Raw genomic sequence first — 22,142 nt, forward strand, 5'->3', positions numbered from 1 at the left:
TGTGAAGGGGACGTGAGCGGGGTCACTTCTTGGAGTCGATGACCGCCTCCATGACGCTCTTGGCGATGGGCGCCGCGAGACCACTGCCGGAGATGTTCTCGCGGACCGCTTTGTCGTCCTGGACGACCACGGCCACCGCCACCGGCGCGCTGTCGCCGACCTTGGCGTACGAGATGAACCAGGCGTACGGGTTCTTGCTGTTGTTCTCGCCGTGCTGGGCGGTACCGGTCTTGCCGCCCACCGTGACGCCGTCGATCTGGGCCGTGGTGCCGGTGCCCTTCTCGACGACCGTCTCCATCATCGACTGCAGGATCTGGGCGTTCTCCGGGGACAGCGGCTCGCTCAGCTTCTCCGGCTCGGTCTTCTCCAGGGTGTCCACGTTCGGGGCCTGGAGGGAGTCGACCATGTACGGCTTCATCAGGGTGCCGTTGTTGGCGACGGCCGAGGCGACCATGGCCATCTGGAGCGGGGTCGCCGCGGTGTTGAACTGGCCGATCGAGGAGAGCGCGACCTCGGAGGGCGCCATGTCGTCGGAGAAGACGGACGCGCTGGAGCGGACCGGCGTGAACTGCTCCTCGGTGAAGCCGAACTTCTTGGCCTCTTCGAGCATCTTGTCGTTGCCGAGCTGGGAGCCGATCTTGCCGAAGACGGTGTTGCAGGAGTACTGGAGCGCGACCCGCAGGGTGGCGTTCTTGCAGGGGATGTTGCCCTCGTTCTTCAGCTGGGTCGTGGTCCCCGGCATGGTCCACGGCAGCGGCGAGTCGGTCTGCTCGTCGGCCGACTTGTACAGGCCGTTCTCCAGCGCGGCGGCCGCGGTGACGACCTTGAAGGTGGAGCCGGGCGGGTAGACCTCGCGCAGCGCCCGGTTCAGGGAGGGGTCGTCGGGGTTGTTCTTCTTGTCGAGCTTCTTCCACGCCTCGGCGTCGGCGTCGCTGCCGCCGGCGATCGTGGAGGGGTCGTACGACGGGTAGGAGGCCAGCGCCAGGATCTTGCCGGTGGACGGCTCGATGGCGGCGACCGCGCCCTTGCCGCCCTGCTTCTTCAGACCGTCGTAGGCGGCCTTCTGCGCGGCGGCGCTGAGAGTGGTGACGACATTGCCGCCCTCCTTCGGCTTGCCGGTGAGCATGTCGAGGGTGTTGCGGAAGAAGAGCCGGTCGTCGGTGCCGGTAAGGATGCCGTCCTCGATGGACTCCAGCTGGGTGGCGCCGTAGGCCTGCGAGACGAAGCCGGTGACCGGCGCCCACATCGCGCCGTCCTTGTAGGTGCGCTTGTACTTGAAGTCACCCGACGTCGTCTCCGCGTGCCCGGTGATGGCCTTGCCGTCGACGATGATGTCGCCGCGGGGCGTGGCGTAGCGCGCGATGAGCACGCGGCGGTTGTCCGGGTCCTCGCGGAGGCTGTCGGCCTTGACGTACTGGAGCCAGTTGTCGCGGATGAGCAGGGCGAGGACCAGCAGGCCGCAGAAGATCGCGATCCGGCGCAGGGGCTTGTTCATGACGGGCGGACCACCTGGGTCATCTCGGCGTCGGGGCTGGGGGCGGGGGCGGGCGCCGGGCGGCGTGCGGTGTCGCTGATTCTGATCAGGATGCCGATCAGGGCCCAGTTGGCGATGACGGAGGAACCGCCGTACGCCAGGAAGGGCATCGTCATACCGGTCAGCGGGATCAGGCCCATCACACCGCCGGCCACCACGAAGACCTGGAGCGCGAAGGCGCCGGACAGGCCGATGGCGAGCAGCTTGCCGAACGGGTCGCGGGCGGCGAGGGCGGTGCGTACGCCGCGCTCCACGATCAGGCCGTAGATCAGCAGGATCGCCATGAGGCCGGCCAGGCCCAGCTCCTCGCCGAAGGTGGCGAGGATGAAGTCGGAGTTGGCGGCGAACCGGATCAGCTCGGAGTGGCCCTGTCCCCAGCCGGTGCCGAGGGTGCCGCCGGAGCCGAAGGCCCACAGGGCCTGCATGGCCTGCTCGGAGTGGACGATGCCGTCGTTGCTGCCGTTGCGGCTGAGGGTGTACTCGCGCATCGGGTCGAGCCACGCCTGGACACGGGTCTGCACGTGCGGTTCGAAGCTCGCCACGCCGACCGCGCCGGCCGCGGACATCAGCAGACCGAAGACGATCCAGCTGGTCCGCTCGGTGGCGACGTACAGCATGATGATGAACATTCCGAAGAACAGCAGCGAGGTACCGAGGTCGGTCTCGAAGACCAGGATGAGGATCGAGATCATCCAGACGACGATGATCGGGCCGAGGTCGCGGCCGCGCGGCAGGTACAGGCCCATGAAGCGGCGGCTGGCGAGGGCCAGGGCGTCCCGCTTGACCATGAGGTAGCCGGCGAAGAACACCGCGAGCACGATCTTGGCGAACTCACCGGGCTGGATGGTGAAGCTGCCGACCTGGATCCAGATCTTGGCGCCGTAGGTGATGTTGGCGCCCAGGCCCGGGACCAGCGGGAGGAGCAGCAGGACCAGCGCGCCGACCATGGAGATGTAGGTGTAGCGCTGGAGGACCCGGTGGTCCTTGAGGAAGACCAGGACGACGGCGAACAGGGCGATGCCCATCGCCGTGTAGATCAGCTGGTTGGTGGCCTTGCCGCCGGCCTGGCCGATCTGCTGGAGCAGCTTGGACTGGTCGAGCCGCCAGATCGCCACGAGCCCGAGGCCGTTGAGCAGGGTGGCCAGCGGCAGCATCAGCGGGTCCGCGTACGGCGCGAACTTGCGTACGACGAGGTGGGCGACGCCGGCCAGCAGGCCGAGGCCCAGGCCGTAGCTCAGCAGCCCGGACGGGACCTGGTCGTCGATGGCCAGGCCCACGTTGGCGTAGGCGAAGACCGGGATGAGGACGGCGAACACCAGCAGCGCCAGCTCGGTGTTGCGGCGGCTTGGAGCGCCGATCGCGCCGATCGTGGACGTGTGGTGCGTCGACGTGTTCGAAGTACTGCTGCTCATCGTGTGACAGGGCCTCTCACGGCTGGCCTACTGCGTACCGCAGTTCCCGACGACCTGCTTCTCCTCGTCCGAGAGGGTGGGGCCGGGGGTGGGAGTGGGCGCGGTCGGGGATGCGGAAGCGTTCGGGGACGGGGAGGACGTGCTCGTCGGGGTCGGTGTGGCCTTGGACGCGAGGGAGGACTGAGTGGTTCCCGTGGTGCCGCCGGCCTGGCCCTCGCCCGTCTTGGAGTTCTTCTTGCTCTCCGCGGCCTGCGCCTCGGCCTGCTTCTTGCACGCGGAGGCCTGGACGCCCAGTTCGTCGATCTTCTTCTGGGCCGTCTTCAGGTCGCCCTCGGCGATGGTGCCCTCGACCGACTTCTGCTGGTACGGCGGCAGGTACTTGAGTTCGATCTCGGGGTGGTCCTTGGACACCTTCGAGAGCGAGACCCAGGCCAGGTCCTGGCTGATGCCCCGGTACAGCGCCACGTGCTCGCCGTTGGTTCCGACGTAGTACTGGGTCTGGGTCCAGCGGTAACCGCCGTACAGGCCACCGCCGATGACGGCGAGCGCGAGCACCGAGTAGAAGGATCTCTTCAGCCACTTGCGGCTCTTGCGGGGCTTGACGAAGTCGTCGTCGGAGTACCCGTCGAAGCTGCCCGCGGGGATGTAGCCGGTGGTGTCGGAGGAGCCGGGCGGCCCGTACTCGCCGCCTCCGCCCTGCCCGTGACCCTGGCGGCCGAGCCCGGAGGCGCGGCCCGCGGGGGTCTGCATGATGCCGTTGTCGTGCAGCTGGTGCTGGTTCTCGGCGACCGCGCCGACCACGACCGGGGTGTCGGAGAGCTGCCCGGCGAGGGTGTCCCCGGTGTCCAGGTCGAGGACGTCGGCCACGATGACCGTGATGTTGTCGGGGCCGCCGCCGCGCAGCGCGAGCTGGATGAGCTCCTGCACGGTCTCCTGGGGGCCCTGGTAGCTGGCGAGGGTGTCCTCGAGGGTCTGGTGCGAGACGACGCCGGAGAGGCCGTCGGAGCAGATCAGATAGCGGTCGCCGGCGCGGACCTCACGGATGGACAGGTCGGGCTCGACGTGCTCACCGCTGCCCAACGCCCGCATCAGCAGGGAGCGTTGGGGGTGGGTGGTGGCCTCTTCCTCGGTGATGCGGCCCTCGTCGACCAGGCGCTGCACCCAGGTGTGGTCCTGGGTGATCTGCGTGAGGACACCGTCGCGCAGCAGGTACGCGCGCGAGTCGCCGACGTGCACGAGGCCGAGCCGCTGGCCCGTCCACAGCAGGGCGGTCAGGGTGGTCCCCATGCCTTCGAGCTGGGGGTCCTCCTCGACCATGGAGCGCAGCTGGTCGTTGGCGCGCTGGACGGCCACGCCGAGCGAGGTGAGGACGTCGGAGCCGGGGACGTCGTCGTCGAGGGCGACGATGGTGGAGATGGCCTCGGAGGAGGCGACCTCGCCGGCGGCGGCGCCGCCCATGCCGTCGGCGATGGCGAGCAGGCGGGGCCCGGCGTATCCGGAGTCCTCGTTGCCCTCCCGGATCATTCCTTTGTGCGATCCGGCGGCGAAGCGCAGTGACAGACTCATGCGCACCTCGCCCGTCGGCTCCGGGTACATCCGCACGGTGCCCACCCTCCGGTCGGGAGCGCGCCGGGGCCCGGGGTGGGGGCCCACGCCGCGTGCTCGCTCCGCTCGCGCCTATTCATGATGTAGCACTACTTCCGCAGCTCGATGACGGTCTTGCCGATGCGGATCGGCGCGCCCAGCGGAATCGGGGTCGGGGTCGTCAGCCGGCTCCGGTCGAGATACGTGCCGTTGGTGGAGCCCAGGTCCTCGACGATCCACTGGCCGTCGCGGTCCGGGTAGATCCTGGCATGCCGGCTGGAGGCGTAGTCGTCGTCCAGCACGATGGTGCTGTCGTGCGCCCGGCCCAGGGTGATGGTCTGGCCCTGGAGCGCGACGGTGGTGCCGGTGAGGGTGCCCTCGGACACGACGAGCTTGGTGGGGGCGTTACGGCGCTGGCGGCCCCCGGCGGCCGGCTGCTGGCGCTGCTGCGGGGGCGCCTGCCGCTGGGCCTGCTGGGCCCGGCCTGCCTCCCGGCGCGAGCCGCGCTGGGTGACGCGCGTACCGAACAGGTCGCTGCGGATGACCTGCACGGCCACGATCACGAACAGCCACAGTACGGCCAGGAAACCCAGCCGCATGACCGTGAGGGTCAGCTCTGACATTGCCCCCGCTTCACCCTTCGGCTTGCCGGTAAATGATGGTGGTGCTGCCCACGACGATCCGCGAGCCGTCGCGGAGCGTAGCGCGGGTGGTGTGCTGCCCGTCCACCACGATGCCGTTGGTGGACCCGAGATCCTGGATCGTCGAGGGCGTTCCGGTCCGGATCTCACAGTGCCGGCGCGAGACGCCGGGGTCGTCGATCCGCACGTCGGCTTCGGTGCTGCGGCCCAGCACCAGCGTGGCGCGGGAGATCTGATGGCGGGTGCCGTTGATCTCGATCCAGTGGCGGGTACGGGAGCCCGGCGCGGGCGCGCCGACCGGGCCGCCGCCCGGGCGCGGGGCCTGGGCGGGCTGCGGGTAGCCGTAGCCGCCGCGGCCCGGTGGCGGGGCGGCCGGCATGGGCGGGGCGCCCGCCGGAGCGGCGGGCGGGTAGCCGTAGCCGCCGGCTCCCGGTGCGCCGGGCCGGCCGGCCGGGGCCGCGGGCCCGGGGGCCTGCTGGTTGGTGGAGGAGGCGAGCGTACGGCTGCGCACCCGGTACAGACCGGTGTCGAGGTCGTCCGCCTTCTCGAGGTTGACCTTGATGGGGCCCATGAAGGTGTAGCGCTGCTGCTTGGCGTAGTCGCCCACCATGCCGGCGAGCTCGTCGCCGAGCTGGCCCGAGTAGGGGCTGAGCCGCTCGAAGTCCGGCGTGCTCAGCTCCACGATGAAGTCATTGGGTACGACCGTGCGGTCGCGGTTCCAGATGGTCGCGTTGTTGTCGCACTCCCGCTGGAGCGCTCCCGCGATCTCCACGGGCTGCACCTCGGACTTGAACACCTTGGCGAAGGTGCCGTTGACCAGACCTTCGAGACGCTGCTCGAACTTCTTCAGGACTCCCATGAGGCACCTCCTCCGTCCTTGCCGTCCTGGGTACTGCGCCGGCTGCTGCTTACCTGGTACTGCTTACTGATCGTATCCACGCGCCGGTGAATCGGCTGGTTCCCCCTGTCGGCCCGGTCGACGGGTGTCGACGCCTCCGAAGTTCCCTGTGGAGCTCCCCTTCGAACTCCGCTGTCGAACTCCTCTGTCAAGGATCGTAGAGGCGGCCGCAGACCAGTGTCCCGCACCTGACTGTGGACCCCTACCTGTCCTGGGGGAACGGGCGCTACCGGTACGAGGTTGATACGTGAAGCAGCACTGCTTGATACGTGGCCGGCGGCACCCCGGTTCGGCGGCCCGTTCCCGAAGCCGCTGGTGGGCGGCTGCCCCCGGACAAGCGATGTGAACCCACCCCCTCCAGCGTGCTAATGTTCTGCGTGTCGGAAGGCGCCGCACCGCAAGGCGAGGGGCCCGAGGACACACCCAATGCGCGGGTGGCGGAATAGGCAGACGCGCTGGATTCAGGTTCCAGTGCCCGCAAGGGCGTGGGGGTTCAACTCCCCCCTCGCGCACCACTGGAAGCCCCCCAGGTCCTAGACCTGGGGGGCTTCTTGTCGTCCCGGCAGGGGGCCGGGATGGTAACGGGGCTCACGTTGTGAGCTCTCTCTCACTCGTGCCGATCACCGGTGTCGGAGTCCGGGGTCATTCCCGCAGGCCGGCCAGTTCCACCGCCCGGCGGCGCATGGCCAGCGCGGCCGGGGTCACGGAGGACACCACCGCGAGCACGGCACACGCACCCGTGGTCGCCCCGAGCTCCGTCCACGGCATCTCCACCGGGGTCCGCACCGACAGCAGGGCGAGCGCGCTCCACATGCCCGCCAGGTTGAGGACGGCGACCAGGAGTCCGAGCACTGCGCCGACCACGACGACCGTCAGTGCCTCGCCGGCGACCAGCCGCAGGACCTGCCGCCGGGTGGCCCCGGCCAGCCGTAGGACGGCCAGGTCGCGCACCCGGTCGGAGGTGGCCATGACCATGGTGTTGGCCAGGGAGATGCCGGTGTAGAGGAGGGCGATGCCGAGGACCAGCACGAAGCCGTACCGGGTGGTCCGGTCGGTCTCGGGGTAACTGGCCCGCACCCACTGGTCCTTGGTGAGGACCTGCCCGCCCGCCTCGGCGAGCGCGGCGGCCACGGCGGCCCGGTCGGCACCGTCGGCCACGCGCACGTCCACCCGGTCGACGCTCGCGCCGGGGGCGTTGGCGGGGGTGACGTAGGCGCCGTTGTCGCCGGTGCCCGTCGTCATCACCGCGGCGATCCGCAGCGACTTCCGGGTGCCGTCCCCGAGCCACACGTCCACGCGCTGCCCGACGGTGTGCTTCTCCCACTCCTCGTTGACGATGATCGAGTCGTCGTCGAGGTCGCTCGCCTTCCCGGCCGTCAGCGGCAGGTCGACGGTCTCGGCGAGCGGGCCCGCCCGGGCCGCGCGGGCCTCGGACTCGACGAGGGCGACACCCTCCTCCAGGACGTGGACGGCGGTCGACGAGGTGGCCGAGACCACGGCGCCCTCGACCGCCTCGAGCCGGTGCACGGTCGCCGCGTCGAAACCGGTGTCCCCGGCCGGGGTGACGACGAACGAGGCCGCCGTCTGTGCGCGCGTCTCGGTGGCCCTCGCCTCGTTCAGGGTGGCCGTCGCGCCCAGCAGCGAACCCGCGAGGGCGACGGTGACCAGGACCGGCGCCGCGACGGCGGCCGTACGGCGGATGCCCGCGGCCGCGTTCTCCCGCACCAGCATCCCGCCCGCGCCGGGCAGTTGGGCCGGCAGCCAGGCGATCAGCCGGGTGAGCGGGCGTACCAGGACCGGCGCGAGCAGCGCGATCGCGGTGATCAGCAGCATGGGACGGCTGACGTAGGTCTTGCGGTGCAGCAGCTCGCCCGGGTCGGAGACCAGGGCCAGGCCCAGGGTCACCGCCGCGGTCAGCAGCAGGCCTGTGCCGAACAGCAGGCGGCCCCGGGTCATCGCCTTCCCGTCCACGGAGGCCTCGCGCAGCGCCTGCGCGGGGCCGGTGCGGCCGGCCCGCCAGGACGCGGCGATCACCCCGAGCAGCGCGACGAGCAGACCGGTCCAGAAGGCCATGTGGTACGGCCAGGTGAAGTCGCCGATGGTGAACCAGTCGGGCGCGAGACCGCCGTCGACCATCCACGCGGCCAGCTCCGGGGCGCCGTACGCGCCCAGCAGGCAGCCCGCCGCCGACGCCGGCACGCTGACCGCCAGGGCCTCCGCGAACACCATCCGCCGGACCTGGCCGGGCGTGGCCCCCGCGGTGCGCAGCAGTCCCAACTCCCGGCGCCGCTGGGCCACCGCGAAGGAGAACGTGGACGCCACCACGAACACCGACACGAACGCCGTGACTCCGCCCGCGGTGCCGAACAGGGCGTTCATCGCGGTGAGCGCCTCGCTGTCGCGGTCCGGGTCGGCGTCGGCCAGGCGGCGGTCGGTGCCGGTGAGGACCTGGACGTCCTGGCCCGCGACGGCCGCGCGGACGTCCGCCGGGTCCGCCTTCACCACCAGTTGGGTGCTCTTCGGGGACAGTTCGGCGGCCCGGGCGTCGGTGTAGAAGACGGCGTCCTCGAAGCCGCGCGAGGAGACGGTGCCGACGACCGTCACGGTGCCGCGGTCGGTCGTGACGCGCTCACCGGGCCGCGCCCAGCCGCCGGTGACGACGACCTCGCCGGCGGTTCGGGGAGCACGGCCCCCGTTGAGCGCGTAGGGCGCGAAGGCGGCCGTGGACCAGGGGTGCCCGACCAGGTCGCCGGGGCCCTTCGCGGCCCGTACGGCGAACGACCGGTCCGGGACGACCGTGCCGAGCCGCCGGAGCCTTGCCACCGTCGCCTCAGGCACCGCGCGCGGGTGGGCGAGCTTGTGGGTGCGGTCGCCGATCGGGGTCGGCACGGACAGGGTGTCCTGGCCCTGGACGACGACCGGGGCGGCGGCGAACCGTTCCGGCTGCCGCTCGGGCGCGTCCAGCGAGGAGGCGAGGGCCAGGCCCGTCACGGCGAGCAGGGCGACACCGAGCGAGAGCGCGACGAAGCTGCCGACGAAGGTGACCCAGCGGGTGCGCAGGGTGCGCAGGGCGACGCTCAGCACGGCACGGCCTCCAGCCTGGTCATGCGTGCGGCGATGTCGTCCGCGCTCGCGCCGGTCAGCTCGCCGTTGACACGGCCGTCGACCAGGAAGACCACGCGGTCGGCCCAGGAGGCGGCCACCGGGTCGTGAGTGACCATGATCACCGTCTGGCCCTCGCGGTCGACCAGGGAACGCAGCAGGGCCAGCACCTGGTGGCCGGCTCGCGTGTCCAGGGCGCCGGTCGGCTCGTCGCCGAAGAGGACCTCGGGGCGGGTGATCAGCGCGCGGGCCAGCGCGACGCGCTGCTGCTGGCCGCCGGACATCTCGGTCGGCCGGTGCCGGGCGCGGTCGCCGAGACCGACCTGCCGTAGCACCTCACGGACCCGGGCCTTCGCCACCCGCTTGCCGGCCAGGCGCAGCGGCAGGGCGACGTTCTGCTCCGCGGTCAGCGCGGGCAGCAGGTTGAACGCCTGGAAGACGAACCCGATGCGCTCGCGGCGCAGCAGCGTCAGCCTGGTCTCGCTGAGCGTGGTCAGCTCGGTGCCGCCCACCGTGACCGAACCCGAGGTGGGGCGGTCCAGGCCCGCGGCGCACTGGAGCAGGGTCGACTTGCCGGAGCCGGAGGGGCCCATGACGGCGGTGAAGGTGGCGCGCGGGAAGGCGAGGGAGACCTGGTCGAGGGCCGTCACGGCGCTGTCCCCCGACCCGTGGCTCCTGCTGACGGAGCGCAACTGGACGGCGTCGTCGTTCATCTGTCCCCACTCGTTCGGTGTCGGTCCTCCCGCGCGTCCGGGCGGGGCGGAGGGTTCGGGTGTCGGTGAGCCGGGCGCGGTGTCGCGCGTGGCTGGTGGGTGGCGTGGCGGGAGGTCGCCGGCACAGTTGTGCGCCGCCATCTGGTCCTTTGGCCAAGCCGTCATCCGCGTGCCGCCTCTCTCGTCCTCGGGGCGTCTCCACGAAAGCGCGTGGGGGCCCTCGGGCGCAGTGCGGCAGGGGCGAGGCTTGGGGTAGGGCTGGGCATACCTACTGGGCTCGGGCGGGGGCACCGGGGGCTTGCCGCGGGGGAGCGGATCGAGCGGATGAAGCCGCGCAGGGCGCCCCCGCTGTCGTAGGAGCAGCGTTCAAACCGCTGCCGTGGGCGGCCTGTCGGCGGTCCCGTCCGGCGTCTCGGTCAGCGCTCGCCCGGCGTGGGTGGGGGTAAGCGGTACCGCGCCGGTGGCTCCCCGCGCCGACCTGCCCGCCCTCCGGCCGTACGACGGACCCCGGCCCGGGTGGGGGCGGATGGGCCGCGGGGGCGCACGTCCCGCGTCGACCTGCCCGGCTTCCGTCATTCACGTCGTCGGGGGTATGGCCTGCCCTACCCCCGGCCCGCCCCCTGGACCCATGGCCGCCCGTCCGGCCGTCCTTCTACGGTGACTCCCATGCACCCTCGGAATGTGTGGCAGGCCATGTCCCGGCCGGGTTTCCTGCTGTCGGCGTGGCCCTGGCGCTCGGTCGGCTACCTGCTGACCGGCGTGGTCACCGGTGTCCTCGCCCTGGTCGGACTGGTGACGCTCGTGGCCGTCGGCGGGGCGCTGGCCCTGGTCCTCGTGGGGCTGCCGCTGCTGGTCGTGCTCGCCCTCGCCGGGCTGCCGGTGGCCTGGACGGAACGGCACAGGCTCGGCCTGGTCGACCTCGACCCGGCGCCGGGCCCGCACCGGCCACCGCCCGCCGAGGGACTGGTGCCCTGGCTGAGGACCCGGCTCAAGGAGCAGGTCACCTGGCGCGAACTCGCGTACACCGTGCTGCTCGCGGTCCTGCTGTGGCCGTTGGACGCGCTGGTGTTCACGGTCGCGCTGCTCTTCCCCCTCTCCATGGCAGCCACCCCGCTGCTCCTGGCCACTGTCGGCGAGGGACGTGAGACGAAGGTGCTCAAGCAGTGGACGGTCACCACCTGGCCGACGGCCTTCGGAGTCGCCCTGCTCGGACTGCTGCTGCTGGCCCTCGGCGCCTACGTCCTGGGCGTCGCGGCAGGTGCCCGCGCCGAGCTGACCCGGCTGCTGATCGCCGACCGGGACGGCGACCTGGGCGCCCGGGTGGTCGAACTGAGCCGCTCGCGCGTGCGGTTGGTGGACGCCTTCGAGGCGGAGCGCCGGCGCATCGAACGCGATCTGCACGACGGCGCCCAACAGCGCCTGGTCGCCCTGACGATGACCCTGGGCCTGGCCCGCCTGGACGCCCCGCCGGGACCCCTCGCCGACCAGCTCGCCAAGGCCCACGACGAGGCGGGCAAAGCCCTCGCGGAACTGCGGGAACTCATCCGGGGCATCCATCCGAAGGTCCTGGCGGACTACGGCCTCGGGGCCGCGGTGGCCGACGCCGCCGACCGCTCCGTGGTCCCCGTCGACGTGGACCTCCCGTTGCCGGGACGGTTCGGGCAGGCGGTGGAGGCGGCCGCGTACTTCGTGGTCTGCGAGGCCCTCGCCAACATCGCCAAGCACAGCGGGGCGAGCCGCGCGGAGGTCCGCGGCGGGCACACGGGCGGACGGCTGGTCCTCGAGGTCCGCGACGACGGCCGCGGCGGCGCCGACGCCTCCGCGGGCAGCGGACTGACCGGACTCGCGGACCGGGTGTCGGTCCTGGATGGCAGACTCTCCCTGTCCAGCCCACCGGGCGGACCGACCCTGCTGCGTGTGGAGTTCCCTTGCGAGGTGACCGAGTTGCGCGAGCCGGCCGACCGCTTCGCGTAGTCCTGGCCGAGGACAGCGTGCTGCTGCGCGAGGGCCTCATGGGCCTGCTCGGCCGCTGCGGTCACGAGGTCGTCGCCGCCGTCGGGGACGCGCAGGCGCTGATCGCGGCGGTCGAGGAGCACGGCCCGGACATCGTGGTCACCGACGTGCGCATGCCGCCCGGCTTCCAGGACGAGGGCCTGCACGCGGCGGTCCGCCTGCGGGAGAGCCGCCCCGCGCTGCCGGTGCTGGTGCTCAGCCAGTACGTGCAGCGCACGTACGCCGCCGAACTCCTCGACTCCGGCGACGGCACGGGCGTCGGCTATCTGCTCAAGGACCGTGTCGGTCAGGTCGAGGAGTTCGTCGACGCGCTGTCCGCGGTCGCGGACGGCGGCACCGTCGTGGACCCCGAGGTCGTACGGCAGTTGCTGCGCCGGCGCCGTGACCCCCTTGAGCGGCTCACCCCGCGCGAGCGGGAGGTGCTGGCGCTGATGGCGGAGGGCAAGTCCAACGGGGCCATCGCGCGGGCGCTGGTCGTGTCGGAAGCGGCGGTGGGCAAGCACATCGGGGGCATCCTGACGAAGCTGGACCTGCCGCCCGCGGACGAGACGCATCGGCGGGTGCTGGCGGTGCTGGCGTACTTGCGGGCGTGACGTGGCCTGCGTCGCGGGCGTGATGTGGCCCTGCGTCGCGGGCGCGTGGTGACGTCACCTGCGTCTCATGCCTGACGTCGCATGCGTGACGGCGTCTGCGTGACGTGGCCTGCGACGCCGGGGCGGCCCGTGCCGGCAGGTTCCGCAGCCGTTGTGCACAACCGCGGAGTTGTCCACAGGGCCTGACGCGTTTCGGCTGGTGGTTGTACGGTCGGCACGAGTTGATGTTCCTGCGAGTCACGGGGGAGGCGGTCGCGGTGACCGAGGCCGATGCGGAGACGACGGCCGGGGCGCGGGCCGGTGAGCCGGCCGACGCGGCGGCCGGGGCGCGGCGGCCCCGGGTGCGCGGGTTCGCCCAGTGGCCCGTGGAGGGCTCGCCCAAGAAGAAGGGCAAGGCCCTGCGGGAGAGCGTCCCGCGCAGCGCGCACGCGGCGCTCGACCTCGACATCTCCCGCCCCGGCGCGGTCGACGCGGTCGAGGAGTCGAGCCGGGGCCGCCTCCCCGAGCTCACACCGATCCGGGTGGGCCGGATGGCTGCCACGCCGTTCGCCTTCCTGCGCGGCTCGGCGGGGCTCATGGCGTACGACCTGGCCCGCACCCCGATGACCAGGATCCGCGCCCAGATCTGCGGCGACGCGCACGCGGCGAACTTCGGCCTGTACGGCGACGCCCGCGGCGGCCTGGTCATCGACCTGAACGACTTCGACGAGACGGTGTTCGGCCCCTGGGAGTGGGACCTCAAGCGGCTCGCCGCCTCCCTGGTCCTCGCCGGCCGGGAGATCGGCGCCGACGAGGACACCTGCCGCGCGGCGGCGCACGGAGCGGTCGGCGCGTACCGGCGCACCATGCGGCTGCTCGCCAAGCTCCCGGTGCTGGACGCGTGGAACGCGATCGCGGACGAGGAGCTCGTCTCCCACACCGACGCCCACGACCTGGTCGGCACGCTGGAGCGGGTCTCGGAGAAGGCGCGGGCCAACACCAGCGGACGCTTCGCGGCGAGGTCGACGGAGCTCACCGAGGACGGCGGCCGGCGGTTCGTGGACGCCCCGCCGGTGCTGCGCCGGGTGCCCGACGGGGAGGCCGCGGCGGTGGCCGCGTCCCTGGAGCACTACCTGACCACCCTCTCCGAGGACCGTCTGCCGCTGCTGGCCCGCCACGCGGTGCACGACGTGGCGTTCCGCGTCGTCGGCACGGGCAGCGTGGGCACGCGCTCCTACGTCGTCCTGCTGCTGGACCACCGTGGTGAACCGCTGGTCCTCCAGGTCAAGGAGGCGCGGGCCTCGGCCCTCCTGCCGCACCTGGTCACCGCCGGCTTCGAGGCCCCGTCGGTGGACCACGAGGGCCGCCGGGTGGTCCTCGGCCAGAAGCGGATGCAGGTCGTCAGCGACATCCTGCTGGGCTGGACGACCGTGGAGGGCCGCCCCTTCCAGGTCCGCCAGTTCCGCAACCGCAAGGGCAGCGTCGACCCGGCCGCCCTGTCCGCCGACCAGATAGACGACTACGGCCGGATGACCGGCGCCCTCCTGGCCCGCGCCCACTCGCACAGCGCCGACCCCCGCCTCATCGCCGGCTACTGCGGCAAGAACGACGAGCTCGACGAGGCGATCGCCACGTTCGCGGTGACCTACGCGGACCGCACGGAGGCGGACCACACGGAACTGGTGACGGCGATCCGGTCGGGGAGGGTGGCGGCGGAGACGGGGGTGTGAGGAGGCCACGGGTCCCTTGGACGGGCGCTGCTGCACCCACCCCAGGGGCGCGGGGAACCGCGCGACCAGCCCCGACGCCACCCGCACCCGCCCGACCACCTGACCTGGCACCCCGGATGGCGCCGGCCTCGCACCGACACGGTTACGCTGTCCGGATGACGTCCCCGGAGACCGACGGCCCAGCCGCCGCAGGCACCGCGCGGCTGGAGCGTGCCGTGCGGGCCGCCGAGCAGGCGCTCATCGAGTACGAGATCGCGGTGGAGACCTTCCGCATCGAGGTGGAGAACTTCTCCCGCCTGCACCACCAGAAGCTCGGCCCCATGTACACCCGCCTCGACGAGCTGGACGCGCAGATCGCCGAGATCCGGGCCGCCCGCAGCGGCGACCCCGAGGATCTGCGCAAGGCGGAGGAGGCCCGGGCCCGGGTGCTGCCGATGCCCGGCGTCGAGGAGCTGTTCCACGGCTGGATGGACGGGGAGGGCCTGTTCCCGGAAGCGGCCGCGATGCTCACCGAGCAGCCGGTGCGGCCCCCGCAGCGGGTGCGTCCCAGCGACGAGGCCCGCAAGCTCTACCGCGAGCTCGCCCGCAAGGCCCACCCGGACCTCGCCCAGGACGACACCGAGCGGGCGCGTCGCGAGGAGTTCATCACCCGGGTCAACGCGGCCTACTCCCGCGGCGACGAGCCGCTCCTGCGGGAACTGTCCGAGGAGTGGGCCGCCGGCCCCAAGCCGCCGGAGCAGGGGCCCACCCCCAGCGAGGAGCTCTACGCCCGGCTCGAATGGCTCGCCCAGCGCAAGGAACTCCTCTCCGTGGTCGCGCGGGAGCTGGAGGAGAGCGCGATCGGCTCGATGCTCCGGATGGCACCGGACGACCCGGACCGCCTCCTGGAGGAGATCGCCGAGAAGCTCCTGGCCGACGTCTCCACGCGCGAGGCGGAGCTCGGGGAACTGCTCGCGCAGGAGTGACCGGCCGCGTCCCTGGGGGCGTCAGGTAGCGTCGGCCTCATGAATTTCGGTGGTGTGCCCACGGTGCAGGTGACGGACCTCAAGGACGACGACTTCCTGCTGGACGTCCGGGAGGACGACGAGTGGCGGGCGGGGCACGCCGAAGGGGCGCTGCACATCCCCATCAGTGAGTTCGTGGCCCGCTACGGCGAGCTGACCGAGGCCGCCCCGCAGGACGGCCGCGTCCATGTGATCTGCCGGTCCGGCGGCCGCTCCGCCCAGGTCACGATGTACCTGGCCCAGCAGGGCATCGACGCCGTGAACGTCGACGGCGGGATGCAGCTGTGGGCCGAGGTGGGCCGCCCCGTGGTGACGGACGACGGCCGACCGGGGTTCGTGCTCTAGCCGCTGGCAGTTCTGGCGGTCGGTAGTTCTGGCCGTTGGCAGCTGTGGCGGTCGGTAGGTCTGGCGGTCGGTAGGTCTGGCCGACGGCAGCTCCGGCCCTCCGCGGCCCCTGGCGGCCGGCGCTCAGGCGTCCGTGCCGCTCGGGTTTCGGTCGTAACGGTTCGCGCGGCGGGCCAGTCCGCCCACTGCGAGGGTCATGGCCGACGCCGCACGCGTCCAGCGCGCCCGCCGCGGGCCGCCCACCAGACACCCCGCGGTTTCACTCACCCCAGGGGATGTGCCGCCAGCAGGTCACCCAGCGCCTCCTCGTGCGCCGCAGCCGGACCGAGCGACAGCTCCAGGTGCTTGGCCCAGGCGTGGTACCGGTGCAGGGGGTAGTCGACATCGGCGCCGAACCCGCCGTGCAGATGCTGAGCCGTCTGCACCACCCTGCGCACCCCGTCCGACGCCCAGATCTTCGCCACGGCCACGTCCCCCGCGACCGGCAGCGTCCCGCGCGCTCCCGGGGTGAGCCGCCAGGCGGCCTGCCACAGCGTGACCTCCATCGCGCGCAGGTCGATGTAACGGTCGGCGGCCTGCACGGCGACGGCCTGGAAGGTGGCGACCGGGAACCCGAACTGCTCCCGCTTGCTGGTGTATTCACTGCTCATCCGCAGCACCCGCTCCCCCAGCCCGAGAGCCAGCGCACAGGTCCCCGTGGTCAGCAGGTCCCGCAGCCCCTCCCACGCGCCCTCGACGTCGATCACGTCCGGCGCGGCGATCCGCACCGAGTCCAGCCGCAGCTCGCCCAGCCGCTCCCCGCTGGTGGAGAACTGCTCGCCGAGCGCGACCCCGTCATGGGCCCGGGGCACCAGCGCGAGGACGGCCCGGCCCGCGGCCGTGTGCGCCGGTACGACGACGAAGTCCGCGTCGTAGGCCCACGGCACCGCCGTCTGCACCCCGTCCAGGATCCAGTCGCCGTCCTCCCCCTCCTCCCGTCGCGCGGTGACGGCGAGTTCGGCGGGGTCGTGTCCGGTGCGGCCGCTCGCGGCGACGGTCAGGACGACCTCCCCGCGCCCGGCCCGCTCCAGCACCTGCCCCTTCAACTCGGGGCCGCCGTGAGCCTGTACGGCCGCCATGGCCGCGCTGTGCTCCAGCAGGGGTACCCGGGCCAGCACCTTCGCCGACTCGCGCAGCACCAGGCACAGCGCGACGGCGTCCAGGCCGGCCCCGCCGTACTCCTGCGCCGACAGCAGGCTCAGCAGGTCCGCGTCGGCGAGCCTGGCCCACAGGGCGCGGTCGCACGTGTCGGCCACGGCGCCAGTCGTCAGCGCGGGGGACGGCACCGCGTCCGGCGCGACATCGGCGAACACCCCCCGCGCCGCCTCGGCCGCCGCCTGCTGCTCCTCGCTGAAGGTGAAGTCCACGGTCCCTGTCCTTCCGACGGTCGGCAGATCGGGTCAGCTGATCTGACGGTCCGTCAAGATAGAACAGGTTCTAGAAGAAGGGAACGGGCTCCTCCCGCCCGCCTGCGGGTGTCGCCGGAACCCATCTCCGACCGATCGTTCGGTCTGTGCGATTTCAGGGTGTGCCCGGCGCCGTAAGGTGTCAACCGCTGTGGAAAACCCGCGGGGCGGACTGTGGAGAACCGGGGCGGGAGTGAGCACGGCCACGGCCGGACAGGTCGGAAGGGGCTGTGCGGCGCGCTCGGGCCTGAGTACCGTGCCGGTGCGAGCCACCGCGGCGCAGCGAGTCCGGACGCCGGCCGCCGGGCGGGGCCGCCTCCTCCGCGGTCGGCGGCGGTGGACGGACCGGAATCGGGAGCGGGGCGGAATGGACGCGTACGACGGAGGCTCGAACGCCCGGCGACGACCGGGCGTGGCGAGCGGGCCGGGCGCGGCGAGTGGGCCAGGCGGGGCCAGCGGGCCAGGCGGGGCCAGCGGGCCCGGCGGGGCGCCTGAGCCGGGTGCTGTTCCCGAGCCAGGCGATGCGCCCGAGCCGGGCGCTGTCCCCGAACCCGGCGATGCACCCGAGCCCGGTGATGCCCCCGAGCCGGAGCCGTCGGACCAGCCCGAGGAGCCGCAGGGGACGGACGGTCCCGGTGCGGTGCCCGGCCCGGGCGCGGCACCCGGCGTGGCGGGCCTCTCCCTCCGCCATCAGGTCGTCGTCGTCCTGGCGCTCGCCGTCGTGGCCGTCGCCGTCTGCGTGCACATCGGGATGGTGTTTCTGCACGTCGCGCCGTCGAACACGGTGACCAAGCAGCACGGCAGAGCGGTCGACGACTGGGTCTACCCGGAGTTCGAGCAGAACTGGAAGCTCTTCGCGCCGAACCCCCTCCAGCAGAACATCGCGGTGCAGGTCCGGGCCCGGATACGGACCGCCGACGGTGGCAGCCGTACCACCGGCTGGTACGACCTGTCCGCCCAGGACGGCCGGGCCATCGACGGCAACCTGCTCCCGAGCCACACCCAGCAGAACGAAGTGCGCCGTTCCTGGGACCTCTTCGTCGCCACGCACGGCGCCGACAACCGCCCGGTCGGGCTGCGCGGCACCCTGTCCGAGAGCTACCTCCGCCGCATCGTCGTGCTGCGTCTGGAGCGCGTCCACGTGACCACGCGGGACGACGTCCTGGTGAGCGTCCAGGTCCGTTCCCGGACCTCAAGCGTGCCCCCGCCGAAGTGGAGCGAGGAGAAGGTCTCGGTGCAGCCCGTCTACCGTGAACTGCCCTGGTGGCCCGTGGCGGCGGACGACACCGAGGGGAGCGTCCGGTGAACCGGTTCGCCCTCGCGGTGTCCACCGCCATCGCCCGCGTCACCGAGGCCGCGCTCGGCCCCCACCAGACCGCGATGATCCGTATCGGCTTCAGCGCGACCTGGCTGCTGTTCCTGCTGCGCGAGTTCCCGCACCGCCAGGAGCTGTACGGCCCGGACGGCCCGTGGAGCTGGAACCTCGCCGACCAGCTGATCTCGCTCAACGGCGCCTTCACGGCCCTGATGTGGTCGAACGGCCAGTTCTGGTTCGGGACGGTCTACGTGCTCGCCGTCCTGTCGAGCCTCCTTCTGCTGCTCGGCTGGCACACCCGCGCGATGTCCGTGCTCTTCATGGTCGGCGTGCTCTCGCTCCAGAACCGCAGCATCTTCATGGGCGACGGCGGCGACAACGTCCTGCACCTGATGTGCGTCTACCTCGTCTTCACCCGCTGCGGCCAGGTCTGGTCCCTGGACGAGCGACGGGCCCGGCGCACACGGGACGCACGCGCGCGTGGCGAGCACGTCGTGGACCGTGTCGGCCCGGCCCTGTGGACCGTCCTCGGGCTCGTGCTGATGTCGGCGGCCTTCCTGGACAAGCTGAACGGCGACTGGTTCGTGCCGGCACTCCTGTGGGCGGTGTGGCTGGCGCAGGCCCTGTGGTGGGCGGTCGGACGGTTCGCCCGGTCGGGCCAGTCGCGGATCACGCTCGACGTGATCGCCAACATCGTCCACAACGGCGCCCTGCTCGTGATCATGGCCGAGGCCTGTCTCATCTACGCGACGGCCGGCTGGTACAAGATCCAGGGCTCCCGCTGGCAGGACGGCACCGCCGTCTACTACCCCCTCCACCTGGAGTCCTTCTCCCCGTGGCCCGCCCTCGCCGACCTGCTCTCGGCGAACGGCGTCATGGTGATGCTGGTGACGTACGGCACGGTCGCCGTACAGGTCGCCTTCCCGTTCACGCTGTTCAACCGGCGGGTCAAGAACGTCCTGCTGGCCGCGATGATCACCGAGCACGCGGTGATCGCGGTCGTCCTCGGTCTGCCGTTCTTCTCACTGGCGATGATCGCCGCCGACTCGGTCTTCCTGCCGACGTCGTTCCTGCGCCGGCTCGGCGACGGGGCCGCACGTGTGCGTGCACGGCTGCGGGCACGTCCGCCGGGCAGGGGCGGCACGGGGCTGCCCGCTCCCGGCCGGCCGCTCCCGTCGACGGAGCCGGGGGCCGCGCAGACCCCGCCCCCGGCGCGCCGCCCGGGCGACCATCCCGGTGACCCCGAGAACCCCGATCCCCGGCACGTAGGCTTCCCCGCATGACCGGTCCCGATCCCGTGAGCCTGTGGCACCGGCTCGCCGACACCTCCGTGCTGCTCGACGGCTTCCACGCCCTCAAGCACGCCGTGCGCTTCGGGGCCGAGGTCCCGGTGGCGGTCGCCGTCGACCGGGCCGCCACGCTCGCCCTGGCCGAGGAACTGGCCCCGGACGTACGGGACACCCTGGACGCCCTGCTGACGCAGGTCCCTGAGCCGGCATACGCGTCCCTCGTGCCGCGCCCGCATCCCACGGCGGTGGCGGCCCTGGCCGTACGGCCGCCCCGGGCCCACCGTCTGGAGAGGCTGGCCCACACACCGCGCACCGCCCCGGTCGTGGTCCTCGACAATCCACGCAACCTCGGCAACGCCGGGGCCGTGATCCGCCTGGCCGCGGGCTTCGGGGCGACCGGCGTGGTCACCACGGGCACGCTCGACCCCTGGCACCCGACGGTCGTACGCGGCGGGGCGGGACTGCACTTCGCGACCGCGGTGGAGCGCCTGACGGTCGCCGAGCTGCCGCCAGGACCGGTGTTCGCCCTGGACCCCGAGGGCGACGACATCCGGGGCGTGAAGCTCCCGGACGACGCCGTCCTCGCCTTCGGCTCGGAGCGCAGTGGGCTGTCGCCCGAACTACGCGCGCGTGCCGATCATCTGGTGGCCCTTCCGATGCGCCCCCAGGTCTCCAGCTACAACCTGGCGACCAGTGTGGCGATGACCCTCTACCACTGGAGTCTCGGCGCTTCCTAGGCCTCCCGGCGCACCTCGACCACCCGGAACCGGTTGGCGACGAAGGCTCCGTCGCACAGCGCCGAGTTGGCCGCCGGGTTGCCTCCCGAGCCGTGGAAGTCGGAGAACGCGGCCGTCTGGTTGACGTAGACCCCGCCGACCAGGTTCAGCGACAACTGTGCCGCCTCCTCCAGGCAGACCTCCTGGACGGCCTGCTCGACCTCCTCGTCGGTGGTGTACGCGCCGACCGTCATCGCGCCCTTCTCGCGGATCGTGCGCCGCAGCAGCTCCACCGCGTCGGCGGCCGAGTCGACCGCGACGGCGAAGGACACCGGTCCGAAGCACTCGCTCATGCAGGCGGCCTCGTCGTCCGGCTTGGCCCCGTCGAGCTTGACGATCACGGGTGTGCGCACGACCGCGCCCGGGAACTCCGGGTTGCCGACCTCCCGCGAGGCCAGGGCGACTTCGCCCAGGCCCGCCGCGGCCTCCAGGCGCGCCTTCACGTCCGGGTTGACGAGGGCGCCCAGCAGCGCGTTGGCGCGCGCGTCGTCGCCGAGGAGGCCGTCGACCGCGCGGGCGAGGTCCGAGACCACCTCGTCGAAGGTCTTGGGGCCCTCGTCGGTGCGGATGCCGTCCCGGGGGATCAGCAGGTTCTGCGGGGTCGTGCACATCTGGCCGCTGTAGAGGGACAGGGAGAAGGCCAGGTTGGAGAGCATGCCCTGGTAGTCGCCCGCCGACTCCACGAGCACGGTGTTGACGCCGGCCTTCTCCGTGTAGACCTGCGCCTGACGGGCGTTGGCCTCCAGCCAGTCGCCGAACTCCGTCGAGCCGGTGTAGTCGATGATGCGGATCTCGGGGCGCGTGGCCAGGGTCCTGGCGATGCCCTCGCCGGGGCGCTCGGCGGCCAGGGCCACCAGGTTCGGGTCGAAGCCGGCCTCGCCGAGGACGTCCCGCGCCACCTGGACGGTGAGCGCCAGCGGCAGCACCGCGCGCGGGTGCGGCTTCACCAGGACCGCGTTGCCGGTGGCCAGGGAGGCGAACAGGCCCGGATAGCCGTTCCACGTCGGGAAGGTGTTGCAGCCGATGACCAGGCCGATCCCGCGCGGGACCGGCGTGAACTGCTTGGTCAGCGCGAGCGGGTCGCGCTTGCCCTGCGGCTTGGTCCACTCCGCGGTGTCGGGGGTGCGGACCTGCTCCACGTACGCGTAGGCCACCGCCTCCAGGCCGCGGTCCTGGGCGTGCGGGCCGCCCGCCTGGAGCGCCATCATGAACGCCTGGCCGCTGGTGTGCATGACCGCGTGCGCGAACTCGTGGGTGCGGTCGCTGATCCGCTTGAGGATCTCCAGACAGACCACCGCGCGCATCTCTGCGCCCGCGTCCCGCCAGGCCTTCTGGCCCGCCCTCATCGCGGGCAGCAGCACGTCGAGGTCCGCGTGGGGGTACTCGACGCCCAGTTCGATGCCGTACGGCGAGACCTCGCCGCCCACCCAGTCGTCGGTGCCGGGCTGGCCGAGGTCGAGGCGGGTGCCCTGGAGGGCGTCGAAGGCGGCCTTGCCCGCCGCCATGTCCAGGCTGCCGCTCTCCCCGTAGGCCTTGGGGTGCTCGGGGTGCGGGGACCAGTAGGCGCGGGTGCGGATCGCCTCCAGCGCCTGGTCGAGGGTGGGCCGGTGCTTGGCGATCAGCTCGTGGGCGGTCAGTTCGGCGGCCATGCGGGACCAACTCCTCGTCTTTCGAACTCTTCGTCGAGCTCATGACCTGGGCAGAGATATGGGCAGGAACAGCCGGTCAGGGTTAGAGTAACCGAACGATCGGTCGGGACAAGGGGGTCC

At 72.3% G+C, this 22,142-nt stretch carries 17 protein-coding genes and 1 tRNA gene; 9 read left to right on the forward strand and 9 right to left on the reverse strand.

Translation table 11 applies throughout. From position 1 onward, the window contains the following. Nucleotides 1–22: 22 nt before the first annotated feature. From M2163_RS25910 to M2163_RS25930, 5 genes are all read right to left on the reverse strand, one after another. Complete coding sequence (locus tag M2163_RS25910) at nucleotides 23–1,495, reverse strand: penicillin-binding protein 2 (RefSeq protein ID WP_280850471.1); 1,473 nt, start codon at nucleotides 1,493–1,495, stop codon at nucleotides 23–25. After that, on the reverse strand, nucleotides 1,492–2,946 hold the full coding sequence (locus M2163_RS25915; RefSeq protein ID WP_280850470.1) for an FtsW/RodA/SpoVE family cell cycle protein: 1,455 nt from the start codon (nucleotides 2,944–2,946) through the stop codon (nucleotides 1,492–1,494). Before M2163_RS25915 ends, M2163_RS25910 begins: the two co-directional genes overlap by 4 nt. Before the next feature lie 27 nt (nucleotides 2,947–2,973). Beyond that, complete coding sequence (locus M2163_RS25920; RefSeq protein ID WP_280850469.1) at nucleotides 2,974–4,512, reverse strand: Stp1/IreP family PP2C-type Ser/Thr phosphatase; 1,539 nt, start codon at nucleotides 4,510–4,512, stop codon at nucleotides 2,974–2,976. A gap of 128 nt (nucleotides 4,513–4,640) precedes the next feature. Further along, the gene (locus M2163_RS25925) at nucleotides 4,641–5,153 is read right to left on the reverse strand and encodes an FHA domain-containing protein (RefSeq protein WP_280850468.1); all 513 of its coding nucleotides are present in this window, start codon (nucleotides 5,151–5,153) and stop codon (nucleotides 4,641–4,643) included. A 10-nt stretch (nucleotides 5,154–5,163) separates the two neighbouring features. Beyond that, nucleotides 5,164–6,030, reverse strand: coding sequence for a DUF3662 and FHA domain-containing protein (locus M2163_RS25930; protein WP_280850467.1), 867 nt, complete (start codon nucleotides 6,028–6,030; stop codon nucleotides 5,164–5,166). Between the two features lie 467 nt (nucleotides 6,031–6,497). Here M2163_RS25930 and M2163_RS25935 point away from each other — a divergent pair. Next, a tRNA-Leu gene (locus tag M2163_RS25935) sits at nucleotides 6,498–6,584 on the forward strand. 127 nt (nucleotides 6,585–6,711) lie between these two features. Here the strand turns inward: M2163_RS25935 and M2163_RS25940 are convergent. Continuing rightward, nucleotides 6,712–9,153: an ABC transporter permease gene (locus M2163_RS25940; protein WP_280895166.1), complete on the reverse strand. Its 2,442-nt coding sequence runs from the start codon at nucleotides 9,151–9,153 to the stop codon at nucleotides 6,712–6,714. Continuing rightward, nucleotides 9,147–9,884 carry an ABC transporter ATP-binding protein gene (locus M2163_RS25945; protein WP_280895167.1) on the reverse strand — a complete coding sequence of 246 codons (738 nt, stop codon included), beginning with the start codon at nucleotides 9,882–9,884 and terminating at the stop codon, nucleotides 9,147–9,149. Before M2163_RS25945 ends, M2163_RS25940 begins: the two co-directional genes overlap by 7 nt. 693 nt (nucleotides 9,885–10,577) lie before the next feature. On the opposite strand from M2163_RS25945, the gene M2163_RS25950 reads away from it, so the two are divergent. From M2163_RS25950 to M2163_RS25970, 5 genes are all read left to right on the forward strand, one after another. Continuing rightward, nucleotides 10,578–11,858 carry a sensor histidine kinase gene (locus M2163_RS25950; RefSeq protein WP_280854148.1) on the forward strand — a complete coding sequence of 427 codons (1,281 nt, stop codon included), beginning with the start codon at nucleotides 10,578–10,580 and terminating at the stop codon, nucleotides 11,856–11,858. Between the two features lie 38 nt (nucleotides 11,859–11,896). Continuing rightward, nucleotides 11,897–12,490 carry a response regulator transcription factor gene (locus M2163_RS25955; RefSeq protein ID WP_280854147.1) on the forward strand — a complete coding sequence of 198 codons (594 nt, stop codon included), beginning with the start codon at nucleotides 11,897–11,899 and terminating at the stop codon, nucleotides 12,488–12,490. A 224-nt stretch (nucleotides 12,491–12,714) separates the two neighbouring features. Next, nucleotides 12,715–14,199 carry a DUF2252 domain-containing protein gene (locus M2163_RS25960; protein ID WP_280850465.1) on the forward strand — a complete coding sequence of 495 codons (1,485 nt, stop codon included), beginning with the start codon at nucleotides 12,715–12,717 and terminating at the stop codon, nucleotides 14,197–14,199. A 155-nt stretch (nucleotides 14,200–14,354) separates the two neighbouring features. Next, a complete protein-coding gene (locus M2163_RS25965; protein ID WP_280850464.1) occupies nucleotides 14,355–15,164 on the forward strand; it encodes a J domain-containing protein in 810 nt (269 codons plus the stop codon). Nucleotides 15,165–15,218: 54 nt separating this feature from the next. Next, entirely contained in the window at nucleotides 15,219–15,548 is a 330-nt protein-coding gene (locus M2163_RS25970; protein ID WP_280854146.1) for a rhodanese-like domain-containing protein, read from the forward strand. 263 nt (nucleotides 15,549–15,811) lie between these two features. On the opposite strand, the gene M2163_RS25975 is transcribed toward M2163_RS25970, so the two are convergent. Next, entirely contained in the window at nucleotides 15,812–16,954 is a 1,143-nt protein-coding gene (locus M2163_RS25975) for an acyl-CoA dehydrogenase family protein (protein WP_280850463.1), read from the reverse strand. 406 nt (nucleotides 16,955–17,360) lie between these two features. Here M2163_RS25975 and M2163_RS25980 point away from each other — a divergent pair, with 406 nt between their 5' ends. Genes M2163_RS25980 through M2163_RS25990 form a run of 3 tightly spaced genes read left to right on the forward strand, consistent with a single transcriptional unit; the run spans nucleotide 17,361 to nucleotide 20,334 of the window. Beyond that, nucleotides 17,361–18,299 carry a DUF5819 family protein gene (locus M2163_RS25980; RefSeq protein WP_280895168.1) on the forward strand — a complete coding sequence of 313 codons (939 nt, stop codon included), beginning with the start codon at nucleotides 17,361–17,363 and terminating at the stop codon, nucleotides 18,297–18,299. Further along, entirely contained in the window at nucleotides 18,296–19,591 is a 1,296-nt protein-coding gene (locus M2163_RS25985) for an HTTM domain-containing protein (protein ID WP_280895169.1), read from the forward strand. Before M2163_RS25980 ends, M2163_RS25985 begins: the two co-directional genes overlap by 4 nt. Further along, nucleotides 19,588–20,334: a TrmH family RNA methyltransferase gene (locus M2163_RS25990; protein WP_280850460.1), complete on the forward strand. Its 747-nt coding sequence runs from the start codon at nucleotides 19,588–19,590 to the stop codon at nucleotides 20,332–20,334. The genes M2163_RS25985 and M2163_RS25990 overlap by 4 nt, the downstream gene beginning before the upstream one ends. On the opposite strand, the gene paaN is transcribed toward M2163_RS25990, so the two are convergent. Next, nucleotides 20,331–22,022 (reverse strand): phenylacetic acid degradation protein PaaN, encoded by a 1,692-nt coding sequence (gene paaN, locus M2163_RS25995; RefSeq protein WP_280850459.1) that lies wholly within the window; start codon nucleotides 22,020–22,022, stop codon nucleotides 20,331–20,333. The genes M2163_RS25990 and paaN overlap by 4 nt on opposite strands. Nucleotides 22,023–22,142: the final 120 nt, after the last annotated feature.

The sequence above is a fragment of the Streptomyces sp. SAI-135 genome, from assembly GCF_029893805.1.
Lineage (GTDB): Bacteria > Actinomycetota > Actinomycetes > Streptomycetales > Streptomycetaceae > Streptomyces.